The organism is Actinokineospora bangkokensis (genome assembly GCF_001940455.1).
Classification (GTDB): domain Bacteria; phylum Actinomycetota; class Actinomycetes; order Mycobacteriales; family Pseudonocardiaceae; genus Actinokineospora; species Actinokineospora bangkokensis.
Genome location: NZ_MKQR01000023.1, coordinates 24,521 through 37,739 on the forward strand (window position 1 = coordinate 24,521; position 13,219 = coordinate 37,739).

Here is a 13,219-nt window from a genome sequence, read left to right on the forward strand (position 1 = left end):
GCCCGCACGCACGAGGCCCCGGCAGCCGCATCGGCTGCCGGGGCCTCGTCGGTGCTGGTGGGTCAGCTCACGACGGTGTGCGGGTCGAGGGAGGCGGTGCGGGTGACCGCCTTCTTCTGCGCCGCGGCCTTCTTGGCCTGGGCGCGGGCCGCGCGCGGCGGCACGCCGTTGACCTCCTCGGTGCTGATGGCGTACGAGGCCACCACCCAGGCGATCGCGTCGGAGTTGCGGTCGAGCGCGACGCGGTCGATGTTGCCCAGGTTGTCGCAGGCCTGGTGGTAGCACTTGTCGTAGGCCTGGCCGGCGACACCGCCCCACAGGTCGGCCTCGGCCTGGGTCTTGAGGCCCTCGGCGCCGGTGAACAGGCCACCGGCCGGGATGCCCTGGTTGATGAACTCGCCGTAGTCCGAGCGGCCGGTGAAGTCGGTGCCGCGGGTCTGCACGCCCTGCGAACCCAGGAAGCCGGTGAACGCCGCCTCGATCTGGCCCGAGCCGTAGGGGCCCGCGCCCGCGCCGACGCCGTCGGAGTCGTCACCGTCGTAGACGAAGTAGCCCGCGTTCGGCGAGGCCACCATGTCGAAGTTCAGGTAGAGGGCGATGTCGAGCTGCTGCTCGAACGACAGCGACTGGACGAACTTCGTCGAGCCGACCAGGCCGTACTCCTCGGCGCTCCACCACGCGAAGCGCACCGCGTTGTTGACCTTCGGCGAGCCGCCGAGCTGGACGGCGGTCTCCAGCAGCGCCGCGCTGCCCGAGCCGTTGTCGTTGATGCCGGGGCCCTCGGTGACGCTGTCGAGGTGCGCGCCCGCCATGACCACGTTGTTCTTCTTGCCGGTCTTGGTCTGGGCGATCACGTTGAAGCTCTGCCGGTCCTCGACCAGCACCCGCAGCTCCACGGTAACGACCTGGCCGGGGTTGGCGGCCAGGGCCAGCCCGTCGGCCTTGGTGATGCCGCCGGTCGGGATGTAGACGATGCTCGGGTCGCTGCCCAGGGTGCCGTTGAGCGGGCCGTCGGTGTTGTTGTAGACGACCGCGGCGACGGCGCCCGCCGCGGCGGCGTTGGCCTGCTTGACCTGGAAGGTGCAGCCGCCGCGGGAGATCAGCGCGACCTTGCCGGTGACGTCGAGGCCCGCGTAGTCCGAGGCCTCGCAGCCCGGGGTGGTGTCGGCGCCCGCGGGCACCACGGCCAGCGGGGCGGTCACCCCGCCCACCGGGGTGGACTTGCTGGTGGTCATGACCGTGATCGGCACCGCGCCCGACGGCGTGGTCAGCTTCTCGGCCAGGGTCTCGCTGTAGGCGAAGGTGAACGGCTGCCGCCAGAGGTCGTAGCCCGCGGCGGCGAGCTTGGACTCGACGTACTGCGCGGACTGCTCGTGGCCGGGGGTCGAGGCCGCGCGGGTGCCGCCGTTGCGGTCGGCGAGCCGCTGCAGGGCGATCAGGTGCCGGTTCACCCCCTCGCCGGTGACCTTCTTGACCAGGTTCTTCGCCAGCGCGGGCCCGTCGGGCAGCTGCGCCGCGGCGGGCAGCGCGGTCAGCGACAGCGTCCCCGCCGCCGCCAGGACCGCGGCCCCGGCTCGGATCGTCAAGCTCGTGGACATGCACAAACCCCTTGCTGCAGGTTGGAATCCGACCGAGGCCGACCAGGGCCCCGACGTGATCCGGTGCCTCGGCGCTGACACCCTCACCTGATCGGGAGTCGTCGGTCAAGAGCCCACCGTTACCAGTGAAGGGCCCGCACACCGAGGGACCCCCGCGACCGCGCGGCCGCGGGGGTCCTTCCGGGTGTGCTGGTTAGAGCGAAGCGCCCGGGACGGTCGTCGGGGCGACGGCCGCCTTGCGCGACTGCGCGTCGATGGCCGCGGCCCGCTTGGCGGCCTTGGCCTTCTTGTCCTTGGCCGTCTTCGGCGGGACGCCGTTGATGTCCTCGGTGCTGATGCCGTAGGAGGCCACGACCCACGCCAGCGCGTCGGCGTTGCGGTCGAGCGCCACCCGGTCGACGTTGCCCAGGGTGTCGCACGCGGAGTGGTAGCACGGGTCGTAGGCCTTGCCCGCCTGCCCGCCCCACTTCTGCGCCTGCGCGTCGGTCTTGACGCCCTCGGCGCCGGTGAACAGGCCACCGGCGGGGATGCCCTGGGCGATGAACTCGCCGTAGTCGGAGCGCCCGTCGAACGCGGTGCCCTCGGTCTGCACGCCCTGCGAGGCCAGGAAGCCGGAGAACGCCGCCTCGATCTGCGCCGAGCCGTAGGGGCCCGCCGCGCCGGACTCGCCGTCGGAGTTGTCGCCGTCGTAGACGAAGTACGCCGCGTTCGGCGAGCCGATCATGTCGAAGTTCAGGTAGAGGGCGATGTCGAGCTGCTGCTCGAACGACAGCGACCGAACGTACTCGGTGGACCCGACCAGGCCCAGCTCCTCAGCGCCCCACCAGGCGAAGCGCACCGCGTTGCCGACCTTCGGCGACGCGCCGAGCTGCAGGGCGGTCTCCAGCAGCGCGCCGCTGCCGGTGCCGTTGTCGTTGATGCCGGGGCCCTCGGGCACCGAGTCCAGGTGCGCGCCCGCCATGACCACGTTGTCCTTGCGCCCGGTCTTGGTCTGGGCGACCACGTTGCGGGCGGTCTTGTCGACGACGTGGAACCGCATGTCCACGGTGGCCACCTGGCCGCCCAGGGTGAACAGCAGGTCGCCGTCGGCCTTGCTGACGCCGCCGGTGGGCACCTTGCCCGGGTTGGTCAGGGTCACGCCGGTGAGCGGGCCGTCGACGTTGTTGGCGATCAGCACCGCGACCGCGCCCGCGGCGGCGGCGTTGGCCGACTTGACCTCGAAGGTGCACCCGCCGCGGCGGATCACCGCGATCTTGCCGGTGACCTGCCCGGCCGCGAAGTCCGACGCCTCGCAGCCCGGGGTGGCGTCCTGCGGGATGGCCACCAGCGCCCCGGTCACCCCGCCGACCGGGGTCTGCGGCGACTCCTCCAGCGGGAAGGCGTCGACGACCCGCTGGCCGACCGTCGCGGAGTTGGCGTCGTTGACCTGCACGGGGTAGGTGAACTCCGGGGTCGCCACGTCGAACCCGGCGCCGCGCAGCTTGCCCGCCACGTAGTCCACGCTCTGCTCGTAGCCGGGCGTGCCCACCGCGCGGGTGCCGCCGTTGCGGTCCGCGATGCGCTGCAGGGCGATCAGCTGGCGGTTGATGCCGTTCGCGGTGACCTTCTTGGTGAGGTTCTTGGCGAGCGCGGGGCCGTCGGGCAGCTGGGCGGCGGTGGCGGGCACCGCCGCGAAGGCGACCCCGGCGCACGCGGCGAGCACCACGGCGCTCGTGCGGGCGGGTGTGAGTGACGACATGGGCGGACTTCCCTTCGTGGGGGTTGAGCGTGCCGGGCCCCCGGACCACCGGCGGGGTGACTCTCGCCCGCGGTGCGCCGCAGGTCAAGGGGTTCGCCGTGGACTGACCTGCGGCGGACCCGCATTCCCGACTAACGTCGGGTCCATGCACGCCATCACGCAGCGCGAACCCGGCGGACCAGAGGTGCTGGAGTGGACCGAGGTCCCCGACCCCGAGCCGGGCCCCGGCGAGGTGCTGGTCGAGGTGACCGCCACCGCGGTGAACCGGGCGGACCTGCTGCAGCGCAAGGGCTTCTACCCGCCGCCGCCGGGCACGACGGACGTCATCGGGCTGGAGTGCTCCGGCACCGTCGCCGCGCTGGGCGAGGGCGTCACCCGCTGGCGGGTCGGTGACGAGGTGTGCGCGCTGCTCGCGGGCGGCGGGTACGCGGAGAAGGTGGTCGTGCCCGCGGGCCAGGTCGCCCCGGTGCCGTCCGGAGTGGACCTGGTCACCGCCGCCGGGCTGCCGGAGGTCGCCGCGACCGTCTGGTCCAACGTGGTGGGTGTGGCCGGGCTGGTGGCGGGGGAGACGCTGCTGGTGCACGGCGGCGCCGGGGGCATCGGCACGCACGCGATCCAGGTGGGCAAGGCGCTCGGCGCGGTGGTGGCGGTGACCGCCGGTTCGGCCGAACGGCTGGACCGGTGCCGCGAACTGGGCGCCGACATCCTGCTGAACTACAAGGAGGTCCGGTTCGAGGAGGAGGTCACCGCCGACGTCATCCTGGACAACATGGGGGCCAAGTACCTGGGCCGCAACGTCGCCGCGCTCAACCGCGGCGGCCGGGTCGTGGTGATCGGCATGCAGGGCGGGGCCACCGGTGAGCTGGACCTGGGCGTGATGCTGTCGAAGAACGCCGCCGTGCACGCGACCGGCCTGCGCCGCCGCCCGGTGCCGGAGAAGTCGGAGATCATCGCCGACCTGGTGGACAAGCTGTGGCCGCACCTGGAGTCCGGGCGGGTCAAGCCCATCACCCACGAGGTGCTGCCGATCCAGCGCGCGGGGGACGCGCACCGGATGCTCGACGAGGGCGGGGTGTTCGGCAAGCTGGTGCTCCAGGTCCGCTGACCCGCGCGGTCAGGGCTTGAGCGCCTTGACCGCCTCGACGAGCTGGTCGACCTCGACGGCGTTGGTGTAGTGCGCGAGCCCGACGCGCACCGCGCCGCCCACCTCCCCGACCCCCAGCGCGGCGAACACGCCGGTGGGGGTGTCGTCGGCGAACGCGCAGATGCCCAGCCGGGCCAGCTCGGCCACCGCGTCGGCGGCCCGGCGGTCGGCGGTGGTGAACGCCAGCGCGGGGATGCGCCGCATGGCGTCGCCGAGCACCATCACGTGCCGCAGCGACCGCAGCTCGGCCACCAGCCGCGACAGCAGCCCGGCCTGGTAGGACTTCGCGCTGCCCAGCGAGGTGGTGAGCCGGGCGCGGCGCGACCCGGTGGCCGCGTCGTCCAGCTCCGCGAGGTAGTCCACCGACGCGACCAGCCCGGCCAGCAGCGGGTGCGCGTGCTGGCCCAGCTCCAGCCGCTCGGGCCCCTGGGCGCGCGGGTCGAGGTTGGTGGCGGGCAGCCGGTCGAGCACCGCCGGGTCCGCGAACGCCAGCGCCGCCACCGCGGGCCCGCCCCAGGCGCTCGCGGACACCACCAGCACGTCGGCGCCCAGCTCGGTGATGTCCAGCGGCACGAACGGCGCCGAGCTGGTCGCGTCCACCACCACGGTGGCGCCGTGCTCGCGGGCCGCGGCGACGATCTTCGGCAGGTCCGGCCGGGTGCCCACGGCCCCGGAGGCCGCGGTGACGGCCACGACCCGGGTGCGCGGGCTGACCAGCTCGCCGTACTGCCAGGCGGGCAGCTCGCAGGTCTCGATGTCGACCTCCGCCCAGCGCACGGTGGCCCCCGCCCGCTGGGCCACCCGCAGCCAGGGCGCGGTGTTGGCCTGGTCGTCGAGCCGGGAGAGCACCACCTCGTCCCCGATCAGCCAGCGCTCGCCCAGCGCCTCGGCCAGCCGGGCCAGCAGCACCGCCGGGTTGGGCCCGAGCACCACCCCGGCCGGGTCCCCGCCCACCAGGTCGGCCACCGCCCGCCGGGCCGCGGCCACGATCGCCTCGGCCCGCTGCGAGGCCGGGAACACCCCGCCCGGCCCGGACACCGGCGCCCGCAGCGCGGTGGACACCGCCGTCGCCACCTGCTCGGGCACCTGCATGCCCGCCGGGGAGTCGAGGTGCACCCAGCCGTCACCCAGGGCGGGGAACAGCCCGCGGACCCGAGCGACGTCGAAGGCCATGGCCACACCGTACGAGAGCCGCCGGGGACTACCCTCGACCGGGCCAGCTTCTCGGCGAGGACGGAGCAGATGAGCCAACCCACACCCGACCGCGAGGACCAGGCCCACCACGTCGTAGTCGTGGGCCCCGACGGCGCCCCGCTGGGCGCGGCCCGCATCCCCGACGGCGCCGACTCCCCCGGCGGCGGCGAGTCCGTCGGTGACATGGTCGAGCAACCCGCCAAGGTCATGCGCATCGGCACGATGATCAAGCAGCTGCTGGAGGAGGTCCGCGCGGCCCCCCTCGACGAGGCCAGCCGCGTGCGCCTGCGCGAGATCCACAAGAAGTCCATCGCGGAGCTGGAGGAGGGCCTGGCCCCGGAGCTGCGCGAGGAGCTCACCCGCCTCTCGCTGCCCTTCACCGAGGACACCACCCCCTCCGACGCCGAGCTCCGCATCGCCCAGGCCCAGCTCGTCGGCTGGCTCGAAGGCCTCTTCCACGGCATCCAGACGGCCCTGTTCGCCCAGCAGATGGCCGCCAGGGCCCAGATCGAGCAGATGCGCCGCGGCCTGCCCCCCGGCGTCGGCCCCGGCCAGGGCAAGGACGGCCCCACCACCCACCTCGGCGACTCCGGCCAGTACCTCTGACCGACGGCGCCACGCACCGGGGGGCGGCTGCTCAGCAGCCGCCCCCCGGTGTTCTCCGGGCTGCTAGCCCAGTGAGCAGGTGGTGGCGAGGTCGCCGGTGCCGCGGGGGATGGTGCGGGACGGGGGTGGTTGCACGCCGTCCAGCCAGGCGCCCATGGTGTCGAGGGCGTTGAGGAAGCAGGGGGCGATGGGGCGGAGCTTGTCCGGGTAGGTGTCGTACAGGGCGTCGACGTGGGTGCCCGCTTCGACGCGGTAGTAGCGGTGGAGGGGCTTGCGCTTGACCATGGCGGCGTAGGTGTCGGAGTCCTGGTCGATGGGGAGCAGGGCGTCGAGGGTGCCGTGGAGGGTGATGAGGGGTTTGCCGATGCGGCCGGTCAGGGCGATGCGGGAGACGGCGGCGTGCACGGCGCGGGGGCGGGACGCGTAGTCGTAGTCGGCGTCGCAGGTCGGGGTGCCCGAGGTGCAGAAGGGGACGCCCGCATGGAGGGGGCCGTCCCAGGTGGGGTCGAGCTCTTCGCGGTAGATGCGCTGCGTGAGGTCCCAGTACACCTTGTGGTGGTAGTCCCAGAGGAAGCGCGAGCCCTCGGGGAAGCCCGTCACCGTGCCGGACTGGTAGCCGCGCAGGGCCGGGGGCAGGAAGGTCAGCAGGTTCGGGCCCCGGGTGGTCCAGAGGGTGCCCTCCCAGTCGACGCCACCGTCGTAGAGCCAGGGGCGGTTCTCCAGCTGCCAGCGCACCAGGTAGCCGCCGTTGGACAGGCCCGCCGCCAGGGTGCGGCGGGGGAGCGTGCCGTAGTGGTGGGCGACGGCCGCCTTGGCCGCGACGGTGAGTTGGGTGACGCGGTCGTTCCACTCGACCAGGGCATCACCCGGGCGGGTCCCGTCGGTGTAGAAGGCGAGGCCGGTGTTGCCCTTGTCCGTGGCGGCGAAGGCGTAGCCCGCGGCGAGGGCGTGGTCGGAGATGGCGCGGTCGTTGGCGTACTGGCGGCGGGTGCCGGGGGAGCCGGAGACGACCAGGCCGCCGTTCCAGCGCTCGGGCAGGCGCAGGACGAACTGGCTGTCGTGCGCCCAGCCGTTGTTGGTGTTGGTGGTCGATGAGTCCGGGAAGTAGCCGTCGACCTGCACACCCGGCACCGCGCCCGGCACCGGCAGGCCCGCCGGGGTGAGCCCGGCCCAGTCGGCGGGCACGGTGTGGCCGGAGGCGGAGGTGCCGGTCGTGGTGAGGTCGGACAGGCACGCGCTCCGCTGCTCGGCCGCTCCGGGCACCCGCACCTGCGAGCAGGTCCCGGCCGCGGCGGGTGACCCGCCCACCAGCCCGGCCACCAGGGCCACCGCTGCGGTCAGACGCACGAACACCGCCCACCTCCACTCCATCGGGGTAGCTCGACCGTGGCACCGGTGGAGACCCCGCGGAACCCGCCCGGACCACACAAACCGCCCGCGGACTGTGGTGTGGACCACCATGGGCCGCGCGGCGCACCCGCTCCTACCGTCGAGCGATCGGCAGTTCGACGAGAGGGAACGAGAGGGAGTCGGGGATGCGATCAGCGACGATCGTGCTCGCCCTGCTGGCGGGCCTGCTCTTCGGTGCGGCGCCCGCCCGCGCGGCGGCGATCAGCGAGGTGACCGGCTTCGGGTCCAACCCCGGGGCGCTGAAGATGTACCGGTACCAGCCCGACGGGCTGGCCGCGGGCAGGCCGGTCGTGGTGGCGATGCACGGCTGCACCCAGGACGCGCGCGGCTACGGCACCGCGACCGGCTGGACCCGGCTGGCCGACCGGTGGGGCTTCACCGTCGTGCTGCCCGAGCAGCAGACGACCAACAACTACAACCGGTGCTTCAACTGGTTCCAGGCCCAGGACACCACCCGCGGCCAGGGCGAGGCGGCGTCCATCGCCCAGATGGTCGCCCGGGCCCAGGCCGACGGCGCGGGCACCGCCTACGCCTCGGGCCTGTCCGGCGGCGGGGCCATGACCTCGGTCATGCTCGCCACCTACCCCGAGTTGTTCGCGGGCGGCGGGATCGTCGCGGGCCTGCCCTACGGCTGCGCGACCACGGTGGTCGACGCGTTCAGCTGCATGAACCCGGGCAAGAACCTCACCCCCGCGCAGTGGGCGGCCAAGGTGCCCGCGCGGTCGGGCCCGTGGCCCACCGTCGCGGTGTTCCACGGCACCGCCGACTACACCGTCAACGCGGTCAACAAGCAGGAGATCGTCGACCAGTGGACGGCCCTGCACGGCATCGCCGCCACCCCGACCAGCACCGACACCGTGGCGGGCTACCCGCACGCCGTCTACGCCAGCGGTGGCCGGGCGGTCGTCGAGACCTACACGATCACCGGCATGGGCCACGGCCAGCCCGTCGACCCGGCCACCGGCTGCGGCACCGCGACCGCCTACGTCCTCGACGTCAAGCTGTGCGCCGCCTACCGGCTCGGCCTGTCCTGGGGCCTGGGCAGCTGACGCGTGAGGGGGCCCGGCCGCGCACGGCCGGGCCCCCTCGTGGCAACCGGTCAGCCCAGGTTGTTGGTCTCGAAGGTGTTGCAGCTGGTGGGGTTGCCCGTCTCCAGGCCGGTGGAGAACCACTTCTCCCGCTGCGCCGACGAGCCGTGCGAGAACTGGCTCTCGTCGACCTGGCCGCCGCCGAGGTTCTTCTGGATGTAGTCGTCGCCGATGCGGGCGGCGACGTCGAGCGCGCGGCTGATGTCGTCCTGCGAGATCGACTTGATCAGCGGCTTGCCGCCGGGGCTCGACGGCACGGTGGTGGCGTGGTTGGCCCACACCCCGGCGTAGCAGTCGGCCTGCAGCTCCAGGCGCACCCCGTCGGAGGTCGGGCCGGTGCCCTCGCGCACCCGGCCGGAGGTGCCGAGCAGGTTCTGCACGTGGTGGCCGTACTCGTGGGCCAGCACGTAGGCCTCGGCGAAGGTGCCGCCCTGGGCGCCGAAGCGGGTCTGCAACTCCTGGAAGAACGACAGGTCGATGTACACCTCGGAGTCGGCGGGGCAGTAGAACGGGCCCACGTCGGCGGTGGCGCCGCCGCACCCGGTGCGGACGCTGCCGGTGAAGAAGTTGGTGGGCGCGAGCTGGTACTTGGTGCCCGAGCGGGCGAACTGGTCGGTCCAGTACCCCTGGATCGAGTTGATCACCGCCACCAGCGCGCAGTCGTCGCTCTTGTTGGCGTCGGCGCCGGTCCGGCACTCGGCGGACAGGTCGGTCGAGGTCACCGCCTGCCCGGACTCCAGCGACCCCAGCGAGGGCACCCCGCCCCCGCCGGTCGGCAGCCCGCCGAGCTGGGACAGCACGAAGTAGATGATGGCGCCGAGGATGCCGATGCCCCCGCCGCCGAGCGCCACCCGACCGCCGATGCCCCCGCCGGAACCGCGGGTGTCCTGCACCTGCGATGCGTCGAGCGAGACGTCGTCGTTGAACTCCACTGGCCCACCCCGTGGTCCGCAGGACACGTACGGGGGAACTCTACGGCCTGGTGGGCGGGTGGTGCCCGGTGCCGTGTCGGTGGCTGCGCACCGGGCACCACCCCCTGATCCGTAGTGGTCCGACGCCGCGCCGGGCGGCGCGGAGCCCCGCGGGCCGAGCCGGGAGAGGTCGCCGACACGGGGCTCAACAGCGTCGAGGCGCCGGAGGGGCGCCCAGGATGTCCGACGGGTTCACTGCTCGCGGCCGTGACCGCTCCGACTGGCTCGGAACGGGCGCGGGGACGCAGTCCGCGGACCACCACTGCGGGACGATCGCTGCACCATCGCACCACCTTCCCCTTCCCGGAGACGCCCGGGGGACGGCACAACCTGTGGTCGCTGTGCTCCGCCACCGGGACTTCGCCGACACCACCATGGTCCGCCCGCGGCGCCCGGCGGGCAATTCCCCGAACCGGTGACCGTCCGCAGAGGACGATCATGCACCCGTTGCGCCCCTGGGGAAGCCGAGAGCCGGCACCCCGGGTGGGGGTACCGGCTCTCGGGTGCCGCGCGGTGCCTACTGGACCGCGGTGATGCGGTCCGCCGCCGGGGGCGCCAGGTTCGGGTTGACCGCCAGGTACGCGGTGAGCGCGTCCAGGTCGATCGGGCCACCGGCGAGGTCGGTGCCCTTGGTGAACCCGGTGAACCCGTCGCCGCCCGCGGCGAGGAAGTTGTTCACCGACACCCGGTAGGGGGCCGCCGGGTCGACCGGGGTGCCGCCGATGGTGAGGTTGGAGATCCGGTTGCCCTGGGCCGCCGAGCGCGACCACGTGTAGTGCAGCGAGCTGGAGACCTGCAGGAACCGCGTCACCGGCGCGCCGTTGGCGTCGGTCTGCCACTGCTGCTCCAGCACGGCCTTGAGGTCGGCGCCGGTCAGCGTGATGGTCTGCATGATGTTCGCGAACGGCTGCACGGCGAAGGTCTCGCCGTAGGTCACCACGCCGTTGCCCTCGCCCGCGGGGGAGGAGGCGTAGACCAGGTCGGTGCGGATGCCGCCCGGGTTGGTCATGGCCACCACGGCCCCGTTGCCCTGGGTCGCGGCCAGCTGCGCGTCGGCGATGACGTCACCCAGGGGCGACTCACCGGCGGCGTTCTGCGCCCGCACCAGGTCGGCGGTGATGGTGCCCACCTGGCGGTTGGCGATCGGGGCCGACTTCGCGGTCGCCTCGGTCACCAGCGCCTGCACGTCCGCGTCCGCGGGGACGGTGCGGGTGACGATCTCGTTGTGCGCGACCGTCGCGGTGCGCACGACGTCGCGGGTCTTCTTGTCGATCTTGAGGTCGACGACCGAGAGCAGGCGCCCGAAGGACAGGCCCTGGATCAGCGTGCGCGGCTTGCCCGCCGGGTCATTGACCACGCAGTTGTACTGGGTGTGGCTGTGGCCGGTGAAGAACACGTCGATCGAGGCCGAGGCCTTGGTGGCGATCTCGCGGGCCGGTCCGGGGACGGTCTTGCAGTCGTCCGGGCCGGTGGTGCCCTCGGTGTTGTCGCCCTGGTGCAGCAGCACCACCTGGGTCTTGATGCCGAGCAGGTCGAGCACCTTGGAGGTCTTGTTGAGCGTCTGGACCTCGTCGTTGAACTTGAAGCCCTCGACCGCGGTGGGCACGACCACCGACGGCAGGTCCTCCAGGGTCACGCCGATGACGGCCACCGGCACGCCCTCGACGACCTTGATGGTGAACGGCAGCAGCGCGGGCAGGCCGTTGGTGAAGGTCACGTTGGCGCCCAGGAACGGGAAGTCGGCGCCGTCGAAGGTCGGCCGGAACACGCAGCCGTCGGTCGGGTGGCAGCCGCCGAACTGCATGCGCAGCAGCTCCCGGTAGCCCTCGTCGAACTCGTGGTTGCCGATGACGCTGGCCTGCACGCCGATCTGGTTGAGGAAGTCGATCGTGGGCTCGTCGTGGAACAGCGCCGAGTTCAGCGGCGAGGCGCCGATGTTGTCGCCGGTGGACAGCAGCAGCGAGTTCTTGACCTCGGCGCGCAGCTGCTTGGCGTGGGTGGCCAGGAAGGCGGCGCCGCCCGCGTCGACGGTCGAGCCGTTCGACAGCGTGACCCGGCCCGAGGACCCCGCGGGCGGGGTCAGGTTGCCGTGGAAGTCGTTGAACGAGATCAGCCGCAGGTCGACGGTCTTGGCAGGCGCGGGCGTCGCCTGGGCGACCGTGCTGCCGAGCGCCGCGGCGGCGAGGGTGGCCGTCGCGAGCGCCGCGATGCGCGTCGCCAGTCGCGTGGATGTCATCAGTCCTCCGTCCGAGTGCCCGATCACCTGACCGGGCACAAGTGGCCCGCAGTGTGCCCTGCGGAGATGGCGAAGACCAGTCCCCTGAGGTGAACGCCGTAACCTGGACGCGTGACGACAGCGCGGACCGAACCCCGGTGGTTGCTCCCCGACGAGATGCGGGCCTGGCGGGCCTACGTCATCGGCGGCGAGCTGCTGCGCCAGCAGCTCAACCGCGAGCTGCAGGACAAGCACGGCCTCGCCCTCCCGGACTACGAGGTCCTCGTCCGCCTGAGCGAGCAGCCCGACGGCCAGATGCGCATGAGCCAGCTCGCGGGCCAGGTCGCCTCCTCCAAGAGCAGGCTCTCCCACCAGATCTCCCGCCTGGAGAAGGCGGGCCTCGTCCGCCGCGTCGACTGCGCCGAGGACGCCCGCGGCGTCGTCGCCGAGATCACCCCCCAGGGCCGCGACGTCCTCACCACCGCCGCCCCCACCCACGTCGAGGGCGTCCGCGCCCACCTGGTCGACCTGATGACCCCCCAGGAGCAGGAGGTCCTCGCGGGCCTCTTCGAGCGCGTGATCGCCCACCTCGACCAGTCCTGACCCCCGAGGACTACCCTGTCCCCACCGGGAGGCGTGGCAGAGCGGCCGAATGCATCCGCCTTGAAAGCGGAAGACGGGCAACCGTCCGGGGGTTCAAATCCCTCCGCCTCCGCAGTTCAGAGGGGGTGTCGACTGTCCCATGTGGATGACCGACACCCCCTTTGTGTAGCAGTGGGTGTAGCAACGCGGGCATTTCCGCAGGTCAGCGCCACATCTCGTCAGACGGCCTCCGCAGCGCGTCCCGCTTGTCGTCTATATCTTGGTCTTGCTTATCAATTAGTAATCTAGTGGAAGTCTCTGATATACAGAACGTGTTCGCTTTAGGATCATCAGCAGGGTAAGTATCATGTGTGTTGCCAGGAGTACGACTGGAGCGGAGTAACCCCAAGCAGCCGGGGTGTCCTTGGCTGTAACCGCTACAGTAAAGATCAACGTGGCTGTTGTGGCAAGCCCCATCAAGACCGCGTATGAAATGTTTGCCTCCAGTTCATCAATTAGGTCTATTAGCTCGTCCCGCTTGTTTTCCTCGTCTGCCACCCTGGTTCTCAGTTGAAACACATGAACCAATAGGCCGAACAAGAATGCCGTATAGATGGATATACCGCTAAGAATTCCTTCAAGTCCCCGCAATTCAAATCGAGTAATCAAACAA

The 13,219-nt window shown here is 72.1% G+C and carries 10 protein-coding genes and 1 tRNA gene; 5 read left to right on the forward strand and 6 right to left on the reverse strand.

The window, feature by feature from the left end; genetic code table 11:
• Positions 1–62 precede the first annotated feature (62 nt).
• Positions 63–1,598, reverse strand: a complete 1,536-nt coding sequence (locus BJP25_RS21480) for a M28 family metallopeptidase (protein ID WP_075976805.1) — start codon at positions 1,596–1,598, stop codon at positions 63–65.
• A gap of 193 nt (positions 1,599–1,791) precedes the next feature.
• Entirely contained in the window at positions 1,792–3,336 is a 1,545-nt protein-coding gene (locus BJP25_RS21485; protein WP_084794328.1) for a M28 family metallopeptidase, read from the reverse strand.
• Positions 3,337–3,481: 145 nt separating this feature from the next.
• Here BJP25_RS21485 and BJP25_RS21490 point away from each other — a divergent pair, with 145 nt between their 5' ends.
• Positions 3,482–4,441: an NAD(P)H-quinone oxidoreductase gene (locus BJP25_RS21490; RefSeq protein WP_075976806.1), complete on the forward strand. Its 960-nt coding sequence runs from the start codon at positions 3,482–3,484 to the stop codon at positions 4,439–4,441.
• Between the two features lie 9 nt (positions 4,442–4,450).
• Here the strand turns inward: BJP25_RS21490 and BJP25_RS21495 are convergent, their stop codons facing one another.
• A complete protein-coding gene (locus BJP25_RS21495; protein ID WP_075976807.1) occupies positions 4,451–5,653 on the reverse strand; it encodes a cysteine desulfurase-like protein in 1,203 nt (400 codons plus the stop codon).
• A gap of 69 nt (positions 5,654–5,722) precedes the next feature.
• Here BJP25_RS21495 and BJP25_RS21500 point away from each other — a divergent pair, with 69 nt between their 5' ends.
• Complete coding sequence (locus tag BJP25_RS21500; RefSeq protein WP_075976808.1) at positions 5,723–6,280, forward strand: bacterial proteasome activator family protein; 558 nt, start codon at positions 5,723–5,725, stop codon at positions 6,278–6,280.
• Between the two features lie 63 nt (positions 6,281–6,343).
• Here BJP25_RS21500 and BJP25_RS21505 read toward each other — a convergent pair whose 3' ends face one another.
• Positions 6,344–7,651 (reverse strand): 3-hydroxybutyrate oligomer hydrolase family protein, encoded by a 1,308-nt coding sequence (locus BJP25_RS21505; protein ID WP_075976809.1) that lies wholly within the window; start codon positions 7,649–7,651, stop codon positions 6,344–6,346.
• Positions 7,652–7,815: 164 nt separating this feature from the next.
• Between BJP25_RS21505 and BJP25_RS21510 the strand changes: the two genes are divergently transcribed.
• Entirely contained in the window at positions 7,816–8,739 is a 924-nt protein-coding gene (locus BJP25_RS21510; protein WP_075976810.1) for an extracellular catalytic domain type 1 short-chain-length polyhydroxyalkanoate depolymerase, read from the forward strand.
• A gap of 50 nt (positions 8,740–8,789) precedes the next feature.
• Here BJP25_RS21510 and ypfJ read toward each other — a convergent pair whose 3' ends face one another.
• Together ypfJ and BJP25_RS21520 are read right to left on the reverse strand one after the other, a co-directional pair.
• Positions 8,790–9,710: a KPN_02809 family neutral zinc metallopeptidase gene (gene ypfJ / locus BJP25_RS21515; protein WP_075976811.1), complete on the reverse strand. Its 921-nt coding sequence runs from the start codon at positions 9,708–9,710 to the stop codon at positions 8,790–8,792.
• A gap of 556 nt (positions 9,711–10,266) precedes the next feature.
• Positions 10,267–11,985 carry a bifunctional metallophosphatase/5'-nucleotidase gene (locus BJP25_RS21520; protein WP_075976812.1) on the reverse strand — a complete coding sequence of 573 codons (1,719 nt, stop codon included), beginning with the start codon at positions 11,983–11,985 and terminating at the stop codon, positions 10,267–10,269.
• A gap of 111 nt (positions 11,986–12,096) precedes the next feature.
• On the opposite strand from BJP25_RS21520, the gene BJP25_RS21525 reads away from it, so the two are divergent.
• Positions 12,097–12,567: a MarR family winged helix-turn-helix transcriptional regulator gene (locus BJP25_RS21525; RefSeq protein ID WP_233158199.1), complete on the forward strand. Its 471-nt coding sequence runs from the start codon at positions 12,097–12,099 to the stop codon at positions 12,565–12,567.
• 27 nt (positions 12,568–12,594) lie between these two features.
• Positions 12,595–12,679: transfer RNA gene (locus tag BJP25_RS21530), tRNA-Ser, on the forward strand.
• The last annotated feature ends 540 nt before the right edge of the window (positions 12,680–13,219 follow it).

Coding starts and splice junctions, on each gene's coding strand:
- BJP25_RS21480 (WP_075976805.1), bottom strand. CDS start 1,598: ATGTCCACGAGCTTGACGATCCGAGCCGGGGCCGCGGTCCTGGCGGCG.
- BJP25_RS21490 (WP_075976806.1), top strand. CDS start 3,482: ATGCACGCCATCACGCAGCGCGAACCCGGCGGACCAGAGGTGCTGGAG.
- BJP25_RS21495 (WP_075976807.1), bottom strand. CDS start 5,653: ATGGCCTTCGACGTCGCTCGGGTCCGCGGGCTGTTCCCCGCCCTGGGT.
- BJP25_RS21500 (WP_075976808.1), top strand. CDS start 5,723: ATGAGCCAACCCACACCCGACCGCGAGGACCAGGCCCACCACGTCGTA.
- BJP25_RS21485 (WP_084794328.1), bottom strand. CDS start 3,336: ATGTCGTCACTCACACCCGCCCGCACGAGCGCCGTGGTGCTCGCCGCG.
- BJP25_RS21505 (WP_075976809.1), bottom strand. CDS start 7,651: ATGGAGTGGAGGTGGGCGGTGTTCGTGCGTCTGACCGCAGCGGTGGCC.
- BJP25_RS21510 (WP_075976810.1), top strand. CDS start 7,816: ATGCGATCAGCGACGATCGTGCTCGCCCTGCTGGCGGGCCTGCTCTTC.
- BJP25_RS21520 (WP_075976812.1), bottom strand. CDS start 11,985: ATGACATCCACGCGACTGGCGACGCGCATCGCGGCGCTCGCGACGGCC.